The organism is Lysobacter sp. Hz25, assembly GCF_046097045.1.
In the GTDB taxonomy this organism is placed as follows: Bacteria; Pseudomonadota; Gammaproteobacteria; order Xanthomonadales; family Xanthomonadaceae; genus Lysobacter; species Lysobacter antibioticus_B.
Genome location: NZ_CP175666.1, coordinates 2,721,733 through 2,736,443 on the forward strand (window position 1 = coordinate 2,721,733; position 14,711 = coordinate 2,736,443).

General features: G+C 64.6%; 15 protein-coding genes. All 15 read left to right on the top strand.

Features of this window, described 5'->3' with window-relative positions; genetic code table 11:
• Window positions 1-67: 67 nt before the first annotated feature.
• The 15 genes from ACKN61_RS11535 to ACKN61_RS11605 all read left to right on the top strand — a co-directional run bounded on the left by ACKN61_RS11535 (window position 68) and on the right by ACKN61_RS11605 (window position 14,701).
• Complete coding sequence (locus ACKN61_RS11535) at window positions 68-1,270, top strand: type IV secretion system protein (RefSeq protein ID WP_408953554.1); 1,203 nt, start codon at window positions 68-70, stop codon at window positions 1,268-1,270.
• Between the two features lie 253 nt (window positions 1,271-1,523).
• A complete protein-coding gene (locus tag ACKN61_RS11540; protein ID WP_408953809.1) occupies window positions 1,524-1,775 on the top strand; it encodes a DUF4189 domain-containing protein in 252 nt (83 codons plus the stop codon).
• A 125-nt stretch (window positions 1,776-1,900) separates the two neighbouring features.
• Complete coding sequence (locus tag ACKN61_RS11545; protein WP_408953555.1) at window positions 1,901-2,422, top strand: DUF4189 domain-containing protein; 522 nt, start codon at window positions 1,901-1,903, stop codon at window positions 2,420-2,422.
• Between the two features lie 268 nt (window positions 2,423-2,690).
• Entirely contained in the window at window positions 2,691-3,218 is a 528-nt protein-coding gene (locus ACKN61_RS11550) for a hypothetical protein (RefSeq protein WP_408953556.1), read from the top strand.
• A gap of 305 nt (window positions 3,219-3,523) precedes the next feature.
• On the top strand, window positions 3,524-4,630 hold the full coding sequence (locus ACKN61_RS11555) for an XVIPCD domain-containing protein (RefSeq protein WP_408953557.1): 1,107 nt from the start codon (window positions 3,524-3,526) through the stop codon (window positions 4,628-4,630).
• Between the two features lie 384 nt (window positions 4,631-5,014).
• Window positions 5,015-5,692 carry a hypothetical protein gene (locus ACKN61_RS11560; RefSeq protein ID WP_408953558.1) on the top strand — a complete coding sequence of 226 codons (678 nt, stop codon included), beginning with the start codon at window positions 5,015-5,017 and terminating at the stop codon, window positions 5,690-5,692.
• Window positions 5,693-5,745: 53 nt separating this feature from the next.
• A complete protein-coding gene (locus ACKN61_RS11565) occupies window positions 5,746-7,122 on the top strand; it encodes an XVIPCD domain-containing protein (RefSeq protein ID WP_408953559.1) in 1,377 nt (458 codons plus the stop codon).
• A 160-nt stretch (window positions 7,123-7,282) separates the two neighbouring features.
• On the top strand, window positions 7,283-7,945 hold the full coding sequence (locus ACKN61_RS11570) for a hypothetical protein (RefSeq protein ID WP_408953560.1): 663 nt from the start codon (window positions 7,283-7,285) through the stop codon (window positions 7,943-7,945).
• A 58-nt stretch (window positions 7,946-8,003) separates the two neighbouring features.
• Entirely contained in the window at window positions 8,004-8,609 is a 606-nt protein-coding gene (locus ACKN61_RS11575; protein ID WP_408953561.1) for a hypothetical protein, read from the top strand.
• Window positions 8,610-8,650: 41 nt separating this feature from the next.
• Window positions 8,651-9,760, top strand: coding sequence for an XVIPCD domain-containing protein (locus ACKN61_RS11580; RefSeq protein ID WP_408953562.1), 1,110 nt, complete (start codon window positions 8,651-8,653; stop codon window positions 9,758-9,760).
• A gap of 133 nt (window positions 9,761-9,893) precedes the next feature.
• Window positions 9,894-10,472, top strand: a complete 579-nt coding sequence (locus ACKN61_RS11585) for a hypothetical protein (protein ID WP_408953563.1) — start codon at window positions 9,894-9,896, stop codon at window positions 10,470-10,472.
• 44 nt (window positions 10,473-10,516) lie between these two features.
• Complete coding sequence (locus tag ACKN61_RS11590; RefSeq protein WP_408953564.1) at window positions 10,517-11,779, top strand: XVIPCD domain-containing protein; 1,263 nt, start codon at window positions 10,517-10,519, stop codon at window positions 11,777-11,779.
• A gap of 350 nt (window positions 11,780-12,129) precedes the next feature.
• Complete coding sequence (locus ACKN61_RS11595) at window positions 12,130-12,654, top strand: XVIPCD domain-containing protein (RefSeq protein WP_408953565.1); 525 nt, start codon at window positions 12,130-12,132, stop codon at window positions 12,652-12,654.
• A gap of 46 nt (window positions 12,655-12,700) precedes the next feature.
• Window positions 12,701-12,982 carry a hypothetical protein gene (locus ACKN61_RS11600; protein WP_408953566.1) on the top strand — a complete coding sequence of 94 codons (282 nt, stop codon included), beginning with the start codon at window positions 12,701-12,703 and terminating at the stop codon, window positions 12,980-12,982.
• A 39-nt stretch (window positions 12,983-13,021) separates the two neighbouring features.
• On the top strand, window positions 13,022-14,701 hold the full coding sequence (locus tag ACKN61_RS11605; protein ID WP_051884462.1) for a type IV secretory system conjugative DNA transfer family protein: 1,680 nt from the start codon (window positions 13,022-13,024) through the stop codon (window positions 14,699-14,701).
• Window positions 14,702-14,711: the final 10 nt, after the last annotated feature.

The window sequence follows — 14,711 nt, forward strand, 5'->3', positions numbered from 1 at the left end:
AAGGCCGCTCTCCGCATGCGGATGAGCCGGGCCGGCAACAGCGATTCCAGGGATAGCGGGTGCAGCGATGATTAAGGGACTTAACCTCACCGGCGGCTGGCTGCCGAATTCCAGTCCGTTGGACTGGCTGAACCTGCGTGTCGATTCGGTGGGGGACTTTATTTTCTTCCGCCTGATCCTGACCTACTTGCGTCGCGAAATCCAAAAGTTCGGCCTCGACCTGATGGGCAACGCCATGCAGTGGGTCGGCGGTATCGCGCTGACCCTGATGACCTTGTGGATCCTGCTGCAGGGCTATCGCATCGTTACCGGCATGTCGCGCGAACCGATGATGGCCTTGGTGACCAATTCGTTGCGCGCGACCTTCATCGTCGCCATCGCTACCTCGATGGGCGTGTTCGGAACCGACTTGCACGAATTCCTGACCGACGACGTCAAGAAGGAAATCAACTGGGTCGTCACCGGCGACCGGAATTCCACCCCCGAGCAACAGATCGACAAGAACCTGGGGTGGATGCAGTTGGCCTGGTCGAGCATCGACGCGATGCAGGTGGTCAGCGATCCAGCCTTGACCGACGAAAAGACCCGGGCGATGTGGGCGGTCGGTTTCGGCACCGGCGGGCCTGCGATTACCGCGGGTATTTCCCTGCTGCTTTATGAAATTGCGATGGCTTTGTTTATCGGATTGGGACCGATATTCATATTGTGTTTGCTCTTCGACCAGACAAAGCAACTGTTCAGCAAGTGGCTGTACTATGGCATCGGAACCATGTTTTCGATGGCGATGTTGAGTGCGATGGTCGCGATTGCCATGGAGATGGTCGCCAAGGTGGCGGCGGTTTTCTGGGGCACTGCGATCGCTGGTGCGATTTTGGGTTCCCAGTTCACCTCGGGCATGTCGAGTCAGGCGTTGCAGCAGGGCGGCTTGGGTTTGATCCTGACGGTGCTCATCATCAGCGCACCGCCGATGGCCGCGATGTTCTTCCAGGGCGTGTTGGGTCAGTTCAGTTCGTACAACCAGTTCCAAGGTCAGACCGGTCAGTCGGGTTCGCCGGGCGCGGGCATTCCGCCGCATTATAGCGGTGGTGGCGCGGGTGCTCCGCAGATGCAAGGACGAGAGACGTCAAGTCATAGCGGTTCCAGTGGCTTTGGTGGTGGCGCTCCCTCGCCAGGTACTCAGGTCGGTGGCGCCGCTGGCAGCTATCAAGGCAATGCCAGTAATTTCAATGCGGATGTGACAAAAACCGAGCCTCGGCGTTCTCGCGAGTGAGTGAACTAGTTTGGGAGGTCATGCTGTGAAAGCTGTTTATCTTGTAATGCTCGGCTTTCTAGCGATCAGCTTTGACGCCAATGCTCAATGCCCGGCAGGCATACCGTCCGGTGGCAATCCTTCGTGCATACCTCCCAGTGCTTGGCCGCAGAATGCTCCAGCTCAGCAATCCGCTCCGCAGGAACGCTGGGAGAGCCGTTGGGGAGCTATCGCTACGGATGCCCCTAACGCTGCACTCGGTACATCGACAGGAATGAGATCCAAGCGCCAAGCCGAAAGGCAGGCACTGTCGGAATGCAAAAAAAAGGGCGGAAGCAAATGCATACTAGATGTCTCGTATTTTGACCAGTGCGCAATTCTTGTTACCGGCGATAAGAAATACAGTGTGCATACCGCTATATCGGTTGAAAGGGCGTCGGAAATAGGTATGCGGCAATGCAGCAATGACGACACCAATTGTCGTGTGTATTACACCAATTGCAGCGTGCCGCAGCTTGTTCGATAAGTCAGTCGCCATTTTTACCCTGACGACCCACGCCATTCGGTGTGGGTCGTTTCGTTTTTAGCTGGATAAAAACCTATTCGATGAGTCGTTTGCGCCAGTGGAGCAAAGTGACAGGGAGTGTTGAAATGAAGACGATATATCTAACGGGACTTGTCGTCTTTTGTACGCTGTGGGGCCGGGCTGCTTCGGCACAATGTCCGGCAGGCATACCCGCCGCGGGTAATCCTCAATGCATCCCTCCGAGCGCATGGCCGCAGAATGCGCCAGCCTCACAGGCGGCACCGGTCGGGCCTCACTGGGAACTGACTTGGGGCGCGATCGCCATTGACCTCGATAGCGGTGATGTTGGCACTGCGGTCGGCAAGCCGAGCAAGAAGAAGGCGGAGCGCGAAGCTCTGGATCGTTGCGAGGCCAGTGGCGCGAAAGGCTGCCGGCAGGTGTTGTTCGCATATGAGAACCAGTGCGCGGTGATCGCCTGGCCTTCGGTGGTCGGAGTAGGCGCGGGGGTGATCGCGCAAAGCGCGGCCACGGTCGAGGCCGCTAGCCAGATCGCGCTCAAGCGATGCGTCGGTACGAGCGTCGGCGACAGCGGCGGTTGCCGGGTCGTCTATTCGGAGTGCTCGGAGCCGGTACTCGTGCAGTCTTGATCAATACGAATTGAGCGCGATAGCGGCGGCTCGAGCAAGCTCGAGACCCGTCTGCAGGGTTGTCGATCTTCGACGCCCGGTCTCCGTCGTCACGGATGCCTCACCGATGAACAGGGCACGGCGACATAGCATCGTGGCATGCCTCCGAAGCAACCGACTTTGCCTCGTTCATCGGCTTCACCCCGGCCCGATTCCGTCGGGTCCGCAGGCTGTCCGAGTGCGTTTGCGGCTGTGCTAACCTGCGGTTCTGGACTGCAAAGGAGTCGCAGTGAAGCCGAATCGAATCATCCTGTTGCTGTTGGCCGCCTCGCTCTGCGCATGCAGCGCGGACTCGGGCCGGGGACAGGCGGACGCGGCGCCAGCGGTCAAAGCACAAGCGCAAACCGACAGCGCTGCGCCTATGGAGAACGCGATGGATAGCAACGCTTCCGAAGCCACGGCCGAAGCGGTCGTCGCCAAGAGCCCGACCCGCTCGTCGACCGAGTTGCAGGCCGCCTTCAAGAAGGACATGGCCTACGCCGATCTTCGCAAGCTGGTGCTCGAGGGCGGCTGGACCCCGGTGGTGGAGCCGGCCTGCAAGAAAAATGTGGGCGGCGAAGCTGAAATTTGTGATCTAATTCCCGAATTGGATGCTTGCAGCGGCGACGGCTACTGCATAATGCACTTTGAAAGCGTCAGCAGCGGCGAGAAGTTGGACGTGACGACCTATGGAATGGTCGAGGACTGGAACGTCGCTGGTGAGGATTCGCGCTTGAACGTTACCGAGTGGGGCTTCGCGAAAGCCTCCAAGGGCTGAGGACTGGCCAGGAGGCCGCTCCAGCTCGCAAGAAATCGTGGCGCAGATGCGCCATTGCGGTCCCGGGTCTGCAAGTGCCCGGTCCGTAAAGTCGAAGTCGGCTCCGGCCGGTTTCGCATGGCCTGGAAAGATTCAGGATGAATCGGTTTTCCAGGTAACCATCGACTTACTTGCTTGAGCTGGAGGCTCACTACAAAATGGGAAACAGACTAGGCGACCTCATCGCGCAAGGTGAGGGCGGATACAACTCATACAATCGCGGAAGCGCGGGCGACGCCCGTGGCGCCACGATTGATTTTTCGCGCATGACCGTCGGCGAGCTGCAAGAAGCGCAGCACCTGCCGCGACGCGATCCCGACCGCCTGTTCGCGGTCGGCAAGTACCAAATCATCCCCAGCACCATGGACGGCGCAGTCCGCGGGCTTCGGCTCGACCCGGACCAGCGCTTCACCCCTGAGCTGCAGGAGCGGATCTTCTCCGACTACCTGATCGTCCAAAAGCGCCCCGACATCCACGGCTACATCACCGGCAAGCCCGGCGTGTCGCTGCACGATGCGCAGGAAGCGATGGCGGCCGAATGGGCCAGCGTGGCCGACCCGGACACCGGACGCAGCCGTTACGGCGGAATGGGGGGAAATCGCGCCTCCATCTCGGCCGAGCGGGCCGGCGAAGCGCTGCAGGCGATGCGGGCCGAGTACAAGGCCGCGATCGACCAGGGCCTTACTCCGCAAGCCGCCTGGCGGGCCGTCAACGACGCATCCCCGACCCAGGGCCAGACCCAGACGACGCCGCGCGCACCCGAAAGGGATGCGATGGCCGATGGCGTGTTGAAGCGTGGCGAGCATGGCGCGGAAGTGCGCGGCATGCAGGAAACGCTCAACAAACTCGGCTACCGCGACGCGCAAGGGCAGCCGCTCAAGGCCGACGGCGACTTCGGCGATCGCAGCAAGCAAGCGCTGCAGGCGTTCCAGCAGGCCCATGGCCTGAAGGACGACGGCATTGCCGGCCCCAAGACGCTGGAAGCGTTGAAGAAGGCCGAGCAGGCGCCCTTGTTGTCGAATGCGGCGCATCCGGACCATGCGATGTTCAAGGGCGCGGTGGACGGGCTGGAAAAGCTCGGTCCGCAGGCGTTCCACAATCGCCAGGAACTGGAGCGCGCCGCGGCGACGCTGACGTACGAGGCCAAGGTGAGCGGTCTGAACCGGATCGATCACGTGGTGCCGAATGCGGACGGAAGCGGGCTGTTTGCGGTCCAGGGCGGCTTGACCGACCCGGGCAGCCAACGCGCCCACGTCAACAAGGCTCAGGCGGCGAACCAGCCGGTCGAGCAGTCGACGTTCCAGGTCCAGCAGGATGCACCGCAGCAGGCCGCGTCGACGCAAGAGCACAAGCCGAAGGTCCTGACCGCCTAAGCATGCGGCGCTCCGTTCGCACATGCGATCGGAACGCCGTCTTGTTCGGTCGGCGTCGCCTCGTGCCCGTCGTTGCGTGCGCGCAAGCGTGCGTGCCGGCGCAGTGGTGGTCGCGTCCGTTCGGTGGCTCCCAGTTCTTTCGTCCTCGTGCGTGCGCCGGTCTGGCCAGGCCGTCCCGGTCGTGCCCGTATCAGCGACTTTCTTTCAGCCAGCCGGGCCCGGCCAGCACTGCGAACGCAGTCTGTTCCGCTGCTGCGTTCGGCGATTGAATGCCGGTTCAATTGAATGCGAATCCAATTGAGCACGGATCCAATTGAGCACGGGTCCAATCGAATACGGATCCACCCGCGACACCCCGTTACCTCGATCAGTCAAGGAATTGCTATGAAATCTGTGAATCTCTTGGGCATCGCACTGTTGACCGTGTTGAGCGGCTGCCAGGGCGGCACCGCGGCGAACGGCGAAACGTCGGCAGCGCCGGCGGCCGCGACCACCGCTGCGACCGAGACGGCATCGCAAGCACCGGCCCCGGCAACCGCGGCTCCCGCAGCGCCGGCACCGGCTGCGACCGCAGCGCCCGCCGGCGACGGCCGTTCGCTGTGCGCGGCCGACGAGGACGTGGTGATCTCGTGCACCCTCGCCGGCGCCGAGAAGAAGCTCGCGTCGCTGTGCGCATCGAAGGGCGTGACCGACCAGTCGGGCTATGTCTACTTCGCCCAGGGAACCGCAGGTCATAACGATTACGTTTACCCCGCGGACAAGTCCGCTCCGGCGCGTCGCTTCAAGCGCACGCAACTGGGTTTTGCCGGCAACACCGGCGGTTACGCCTATTCGTTCGAGGACGGCGGCCGCAAGCGCATCTTCTATTCGGTGTCCGGCGAAATGGGGCTGGAAGAGCAGGGCGTGATGGTGGTGGCCGACGCGGCCGCGAAGCCCGAGACCGCGCTGAGCTGCGAGAAGGACAGCGTGATCCGCAACGAAGACAACGTCCTGTTCAAGTTCACCCGTAGCTGGGACCGCGACGCGCAGCTCGATAAGCGCGGCCTGCCGCCCAGGAATTAATTCATCGGCCGGACCGGGTCCGGCCGCTATCAAAGATCCATCAAGGAGGAATTATGTCGACCCCAAGCAATCGTGATTTTCTGCTGCTCCGCGCCTATGAAGCGGGCATCCGCGATCCGAAGGAACTGGCCGGGTTCATGGGCCAGATGCAGGTCGAGTCCGGCGGCTTCAAGAGCATGCACGAAGGGCTGGGCTACAGCAGCGAGCGCCTGCTCGAAGTGTTCCCGGGCCGCAACGGCATGGACACCAAGGCCGAGGCCGACGCGATCGTCAGCGGCGGCCGCGATGCGATCGCCAATGCGATCTACGGCGGCGCCTGGGGCCGCGAAAACCTCGGCAACACCGAGCCGGGCGACGGCGCGCGTTTCCACGGCCGCGGCTATGTCCAGCTGACCGGCCGCGACAACTACGAGCGCGTTGCGCGCGAGATCGGCATCGACGTGGTGCGCAACCCCGACCTGGCTTCCGATCGCGAGAACGCGGCCAAGATCGCCGTGCACTACTGGCAGGGCCGGGTGGTGCCGAACGGTCACCAGACCAATGTTCGCGAGGCCACGCACGACATCAACGGCGGCTACAACCACCTCAAGGAACGCCGGGAAGCGGTGGAGCAGTGGGAACGCGCGCTGACTCCGGAAGTGATGGAACGCTTGGCGCGCGGCGAAGTGGCGCTGCCGGCCGCCCCGGGACAGCGCGATGCGATGGCCGACGGCGTGCTCAAGCTCAACGAGCGCGGCCCGGCGGTGCAGCAGATGCAGGAGCAGCTCAAGCGCCTCGGCATTCGCGACGGACAGGGCAACGAGATCAATCCCGACGGCCATTTCGGCGCCCACACCAAGGAAGCGCTGCAGACATTCCAGCGCGAACACGGCCTCAAGGATGACGGCATCGCCGGCAGCAAGACCCTGGAAGCGCTGCGCAACGCGCAGCCGAACCAGCAGCAGGGCGCCCGCGACGGCGCTCAGCCGGCTGCGCAGGATCGCGCCCAGCAGGAGACCACCCAGCAAGGCCGCGCCACGCCGACGCCGCAGCAGGCCGATCCGGCGCGCGCGCCGTTGCTGTCGGACCCGGCCAACCGCGACAACGCGATGTATCGCCAGGCCCTCGAAGGCGTGGAGCGCCTGGGCCCGCAGGCCGGCTTCCGCAACCGCGAGGACATGGAGCGCGCCGCGGCCAGCCTGACCTATGAAGCGCGGGTCAGCGGCCTGAGCAAGATCGACCACGTCGTGCCGAGCGCGAACGGCACCGGTCTGTTCGCGGTTCAGGGCGAACTCGCCGATCCGGGCAACCATCGCGTGCACGTCGACGGCCGCCAGGCGCGCCAGCAGACGGTCGAGCAGTCGAGCCAGCAGTTGCAGCAGGACGTGCAGCAGCAGGCACCGCAGACGCAGGAAGCGCGTCAGCAGCAAGCCAGGCCGATGATGGCCTGACCGAGTGGCCCTTCGCTCCCGCAGGACGCGGGAACGTGGGGCGGTGGGGTCTGGTGCGTCCGCCGCCGATACGGCGGGCGTGCCAGACCGGCTCGTGTAGTGCGCCCCGGGCGGTGTTCGTCGCCCGCGGCTTCAATCACTGGACTTGTTGGACCGGCTCATGACGACGAACCCGTACACCGCATTGCTCGCTGTATCCGCTCTTACTCTCGCGCTGGCTGCGTGCAGCGCCGATCCGGCCGCTAACGCGTCGGTGTCGACGCCGCAGCCGCTGGCCTCGGCGGCGAACGACGGCGTGCCGAGCGACGCCCGGGCCAAGAGCACCGATATCCCGCCGGGGTTTTCTTCCTATGCCTCGGAATCGATCGGCGACAACAAGCAATGCGTGGTCGGTGCGGCGGTCGACGACGACGGCATGAACCAGCGTCCCGTGGCCTACGTCGCCGAGACCTCCGGCAAGGCCTTGTGGACGCGCACCCTGGAGTTGCCGAGGCAGACCTACCAGAGCCGCGCGACCCATTGCGTGCGCGAAGCCGATTCGGTGTACGTGTTGTTGCAGTCCGACACCCAACCGCAACAGGCCTCGTCGCAGACGCTGTTGCGCGTGGTCAGGCTCGCGCTCGGCGACGGTGTAGTGCAAGGCCAGGCGGACGTGCCTGTGCCGGGCGTCAAGGATCCCGTCTCGGCCTGGGTCGAAGAGGGGGCGCAGGGATTGCGCTGGAGCAATGGCGGCCTGATCGTTTCCGGCCAGTACTACCGTCTCGACGACAGCGATCGGCGCAACACGTTCCAAGTGGGACTGAAACCCGATCTGAAGTCGTAGGCGGCAGGTTCGGAGCCTTGCCCTCGATCCGCACGGAAGCGGCAGCAAGGAACCGGGCATGGACCAGGAGCATCAGCAGGGCCACGGAAGGTGGCAGCGGCGCAGGCGCCGCTCGACGGGGGCCGATGGTCGGCCCGCTGCGACAGGCCGTAGTGTTTGGGGAAGCAAGATGAACTGCAAGAAAGTAGTACTGCTGACAATGCTGGTGTGGCTGGGGGGATGCGAAGTCGCCTCCAGAGGCCCGGGCGCGACGGCGCCTGCGGATAAAGCCGCGGCCCCGGCCAAGACCGCGGCGGCTGCCGCCGGCAAGACCGGCGTGGCCTGTCCTTCGCAGCAATTCGACGCCTTCCTGGCCGCGTTCATGGAGGACGTCGCCATCCAGAAGGCCTTTACCGCAAGTCCGCTGCAGAGCGAGACGGTCGATGCGAACGCCGATCCGGAACCCAGGCCGGTCACGACGATGCTCGACGCGACTGCCTTGCGCTTCCCGGTAATGCCGGGCGCGCAGCAGCAAAAGCGCGATGGACTCGTGCTCAGTCAGACCGAATTGAACGGCGACAAGGAAGTGATGCTGGCCAAGCCGGACACCGACTACCAGATGTCGTTCTTCTTCAAAAAGGGCGAATGCTGGACCTTGTACCGCACGCGCGACGACTCCCTGTGAGCGCCGCCCGATGCAAGCCAAGCCCATGAGGAGAAGCTGACATGTCGTACCAGGACACCATGAACGTGATCCTGCCGCCGCAACACGGACGCTCGGCGCACATCACCGGCCATTACGGCGAACACCGCGACAACGGCGCCCACGGCGGCTCCGACTTCAATTACGTCGGCGGCCAGGCCGGCGTCAACCTGACCCATCCGACGATTCATTCGCCGGTCGCCGGCACCGTCGAATTCGTCGGCGGGCGCTACGGCACCATCAGCATCCGCGATGCCGAAGGCAACAGCCATCAGCTGCTGCATACGCAGAGCCAGTCGGTGGTGGTGGGGCAGCGCGTCGAACCCGGCACCGAGATCGGCACCATGGGCGGCCGCGGCCCGCGCGGTTCCGAGCAGTACGCCCAGCACGTCCATTACCAGATGAAGGACAGCGAGGGCCGCAACCTCAACCCGGAAACCTTCTGGAATCAGCGCCAGACGGTCGGCGCGCGCGGCGGCCAGGCCACAGCCGACCGGCCTGCGCTCGACGACGGCGTGCTGCGCCAGGGCGAGCGTGGCGCCGACATCCGCGCGATGCAGGACCACCTCAACAAACTCGGTTATCGCGACGCCCAGGGACGGCCGCTGCACGCCGACGGCGATTTCGGCGAGCGTACCCGCGAGGCCTTGCTGGCGTTCCAGCGCGACCAGGGTTTGAAGGACGACGGTATCGCCGGCAAGCGCACGCTCGACGCGCTCAAGAAGGGCGAGCCGTCGAACCTGTTGTCGAACCCGAACAACCCGCATTACGCGATGTACCAGCAGGCGCTCGGCGGGCTGGAAAAACTCGGGCCGCAGGCCGGCTTCCGCGGCCGCGAGGATCTCGAGCGCGCCGCGGCGAGCCTGACCTACGAGGCGAAGGTCAGCGGTCTGAACAAGATCGACCATGTCGTGCTCAGCACGAACGGCAACGGTCTGTTCGCGGTGCAGGGCGGGCTCAACGACCCGGCCCATCACCGCGTGTTCGCCAACAAGGACATCGCGATGAACCAGTCGCTCGAGCAATCGACCCAGAAGCTGCAACAGGACTTGCCGCAGCAGGCCCAGACCGCGCAGCAGCAGGCCCAGGAACCGCGTCAGCAGCAACAGCCGCCGAGGATGCACACGATCTGAGGGCGGGCACGGCCGATCCGCGCCCCGCATCGGCCCTGCCGCCATCGATCTCCACGCTCCTCGCAAAGCACCCCCGCAAGATCCTCCCGCAAAGATCGCCATGCACCGATCGCCACGCACAAGGAAGACAGGCATGAATCTCCCCCGGTTTCTGGTAATCCCGTTGACCCTGGCGCTCGTCGCTTGCGGCGCGAGCTCGGGCGACGCCGCGCAGTCGGAATCGCCGTTCAAGGAACTCGAAGGCGCGAGCTCGAATGCGGTGCCCGCAACGCCGGCGGTCGGCGCGACGGCGACGCCATCGACACCCGCTGCGGCGGCCCCTGCGGCTGCGGCCGCGTGCCCCGCGCAGGGTTTCGACGATTTCCTCAAGGCCTACGCACGCGATGCGCAGACCAAAATCCGTTTCACCTTGCCGACGGTCAAGGTCGTCGACCTGGTCGACGTCGGCGAAGACACCCAGCAACGCACCGAACAGGTGCCGGGCAAGGACTACACCGGCTTCAACCTCGCTTATCGCGACGACGGTTTCCATGTCGTCGACAGCGCCGGCGCGGTCGATCCCAAGCCGGTCGCGGTCGAGGTCAAGGCCGAGCCGGCCGACGCCTATTTCGTCCGCTACCAGTACGGCATGTCGGAAGGTAATTCGTACCGCTTCGTCAAACAGGAAGGTTGCTGGTTCCTCGCCGAGGACCCGGAACCGTCCGCCCCCTGATCACGAGTTCAGCACCCTCTCAATCACTCAATGGAAGGACTCTCATGAGCCGCTATCGCATTACGGAAAGCGTGGGCCGCCGCGTCGAGCACGTTCACAGCTACGACGACCTCGACATCCATCACCCGAGCCGCAACGCGCGCGGCCTGCAGACCGGCCGCGACGCCGACTTCGAGCACGGCCGCGACCATGCGCGCGTCGACGGCGAGTTCGAGGAAATCCGCCGCACCAACGACGGCCGCACCCTGGTCAAGAAAGACTTCATCCTCAGCCAGGACAGCCCGGGCCGGGTGCAGATTCCGGCGCCGGTCGAAGGCTATGTGCACTACCTGCCGAACGACCCGACCGCCGCGCTGCGCATCTACGACCGTCCGCACGATCAGCCCGGTGCCAAGCTGGTGGGTCAGGTCCTGCACATGGACCCCCACTCGTTCAAGCTCAAGGAAGGCGCGCACGTGCAATACGGCCAGCCGCTCGGCGCGATGTCCGACACCGGCACGCCCGGTTCGGTGCACGCGCACGTCGAAGTCGAGGCCGATCAGTTCAAGCGCTATATCCAGGACATCGACCGTGGCGTGATCACCCCGGACCGTTATCCGGCCAAGAACGGCCAGACCGCCGAAGCGCCGGCGCGCGAGGACGTGCATCGCGAAGCCGGGCATCGCGAAGCGACGCCGCGTCCGGCCAGCCGCGGCGCCGCTGCCGACGGCGTGATTCGCGAAGGCGAACACGGCCGCGACGTGCGCCTGCTGCAGGAGCAGTTGAACAAGCTCGGTTACCGCGACGGTCACGGCCATGCGCTGAAGTCCGACGGCGACTTCGGCGATCGCACCCGCGAAGCGGTCAAGGCTTTCCAGCATGCGCACGGTCTCAAGGACGACGGCATCGCCGGCCCGAAGACGCTGGAAGCCTTGAAGAAGGCCGGCGAGGCGCCGCTGCTGTCGAATCCGGTGCACCCCGACAACGGCATTTACCGCCAGGCCGTGGCCGGGCTGGAGAAGCTCGGGCCGAACGGCGGCTTCGGCAATCGCGAGCAGATGGAGCGCGCTGCCGCTGCGTTGACCTATGAAGCGAAGGTCAGCGGCTTGACTGCGATCGATCACGTCACCCGCAGCGCGAACGGCAACGGCCTGTTCGCGGTGCAGGGCGAACTCAACGATCCGAGCCAGAACCGCGTCCACGTGGAAAAGAAGTACGCGGCCGAGCAGCCGGTCGAACGCTCGACCTTCCAGGTGCAACAGGACGCACCGACGCGCGAGCAGGCCCAGGCGCCGCAGAAGGAAGCTCCGAGGATGCAGATGGCTTGACCCTGGGCCGGCGCACAACTCTGGTGGAGGAGAGCGCCGATCCGGATCGGGGACATCGCAGGCAAGGGATTGCGTTGCAACCACTGCGATGTCCGGACAAGGACGTCGTCGCTTCGCCCGCAGGGGCGGAGCGGGCAGGGCAGGCTCGATCGCTAGGGAGATCGAGCCTGTCGCTGCCGCTTTGCCGCCCGCCCGCGATCGGGCGGGCGGACACGGCCGGCGACGGCGGGGTTGGGATACCAGTGTTTCCGACCAGGCCGGGCTGCGCGCACCGGCCCGGGCGCCTCGCCCTTGTGGGGTTTCCGCTATTGCGCGAGCATGACGATTCGGTTCCGGCCGGAGGTGCAACGATGAACGGAAGCACTCAGGAACAGCAATTGAAGGTCGATGGCCAAGCCACGACCCAGACGCTGGACGACATGCGCCGCGCCGAGCAGCGCTCGCTGCTCAGCAGCCCCAGCCATCCGCATCACGACCTGTTCTCGCAGGTGCGCGTCTGCCTCGACAAGCAGGACATGGGGCTCAAGGACTATTCCGGCGATCAGCGCGACAACCTGGCCGCGGCCCTGGCCCTGGAAGCGCGCACCGGCGGCCTGCGCAGCGCCGACCACGTGGTGCTGAGCAAGGACGGCTCGCGCGCCTTCGTGATCGAGGGCGAGCTGGATTCGCCGAGCCGGCGCATGAGCTATGTCGACACCGCCCAGGCGGCGGCGCAATCGATGGAACGGAGCAGCCAGCAGCTGGCCCAGCTCGATCGCGAACAGGAACTCCAGGACCGGCAACGGCAGGACGAGCGTCAGGCCGAACGTCAGGCCGAACACCGCGGCGAGCGCGAGCCGTCGCTGGCCCGGGCCCTGTTCAAAGACAAAGACTGAAACGCCCGCGTCGCCATAGCGCGCGCGAAGGCATCGGAGGCCTGCAATGAACGAATACCGTCATCACATCCTGACCCGCGGTCGTTACCAGATCGTGGCCCTGACCCCGGACCCGCAGTTCGAGAGCGACGACATCTACGCCTATGCGGTGATGTCCTCTTCCGGGCTCAAAATGCGTCAGGAACTGACCCTGACCGACGCCCGCAACTGGCTGGAATTCTGGATCGAGCAGGAAAGAGCCTCCAGCGGAGGCTCGTCGCCGGATATGATGGAGCCATCGCCTCCGGGGGAGCCTTCCAGGCTGCAGGCCGCCCGCAAGCGACGCTGACCGACAGCGGGTTCGGGGAAACCAAGCAGGAAACATGACGTGAAAGGGAAGCTGATTTTTGCCCTGGCGGTACTGGTACTCGTACTGGCCGCGGGGACGTATCTGTCGGGATACGTGACGTTGATGTTGATGAAGATCGACACCAGTGCGCTGAAGTGGACCACCTACCTCGATTACCTCAAGGTATTGGACGTCCCGCAGTACAAGCCCTACGTGGGCAAGATCAAGGCCGGCGGCTTCATCGGCTATGGCCTGCCGATGGTCGGCTATCTGATCCTGACCGTGCTGATGCTGAAGCCGAAGAAGAAGTCGATGCACGGCGACGCGCGTTTCGCGCGCTCCGGCGACCTGTCGGCCAAGGGCATGTTCAAGTCGACCCCGACCAGCATCGTGGTCGGCAAGTTCAACGGCCAGCTGGTGCAACTCAGCGGCCAGCAGTTCGTGATCCTCGCCGCGCCGACCCGTTCGGGCAAGGGCGTCGGCATCGTCATTCCGAACCTGCTGAACTACCAGGGCTCGATGGTCGTGCTCGACATCAAGCAGGAAAACTTCGACCTGACCAGCGGCTGGCGCGCCGAGCAAGGGCAGGAGATCTTCCTGTTCAACCCCTTCGCCGAGGATCGCCGCACCCATCGCTGGAACCCGCTGACCTATGTGTCCAGCGATCCGGCGTTCCGCGTCTCCGATCTGATGAGCATCGCCGCGATGCTCTATCCGGACGGCTCGGACGACCAGAAGTTCTGGGTCAGCCAGGCTCGCAACGCCTTCATGGCCTTCACCCTGTACCTGTTCGAGGCCTGGGAAGACGCCAAGAAGGTCGGCTTCCCGTTCGGCACCATCCCGACCCTGGGCGCGGTGTACCGCCTGTCTTCGGGCGACGGCAAGACCGAGCTCAAGCCGTTCCTGCAGGGCCTGTCGCAGCGGCCCTTCCTCAGCAGCAACGCCAAGTCGGCGTTCGCCAACATGCTGTCGCAGGCCGACGAGACCTTCGCCTCGATCCTCGGCACTTTCAAGGAACCGCTCAATCCCTGGATCAACCCGGTCCTGGACGCGGCCACCAATACCGACGATTTCCTGCTGACCGACCTGCGCAAGAAGAAGATGACGATCTACGTCGGCATCCAGCCCAACAAGCTGGCCGAAAGCCGTCTGATCGTGAACCTGTTCTTCAGCCAGATCATCAACCTCAACACCCGCGAGCTGCCGCAGAACAACCCCGAGCTCAAGCATCAGTGCCTGTTGCTGATGGACGAGTTCACCTCGATCGGCAAGGTCGACATCATCGCTTCGGCGGTGTCGTACATGGCCGGCTACAACCTGCGCCTGCTGCCGATCATCCAGAGCATGTCGCAGCTCGACGCGACCTACGGCAAGGACATCTCGCGCACCATCATCACCAACCACGCGCTGCAGATCATCTACGCGCCGCGCGAGCAGCAGGACGCGAACGACTACTCCGACATGCTCGGCTACACCACCGTGCGCAAGGAGAACATCACCCGCGGCCGCGAAGTCTCGCGCAGCGAGTCGGAAGAGCGCCGCGCGCTGATGCTGCCGCAGGAGCTCAAGGCGATGGGCTTCGACAGCGAGGTGTTCCTGTACGAAGGCATCCCGCACCCGGTGAAGTGCGACAAGATCAAGTACTACCAGGACAAGCTCTTCACCCAGCGCCTGTTGCCGAAGGTATCGGTGCCGGTGCTGGACATCGGCACCGGCTGAGCCGGATGAG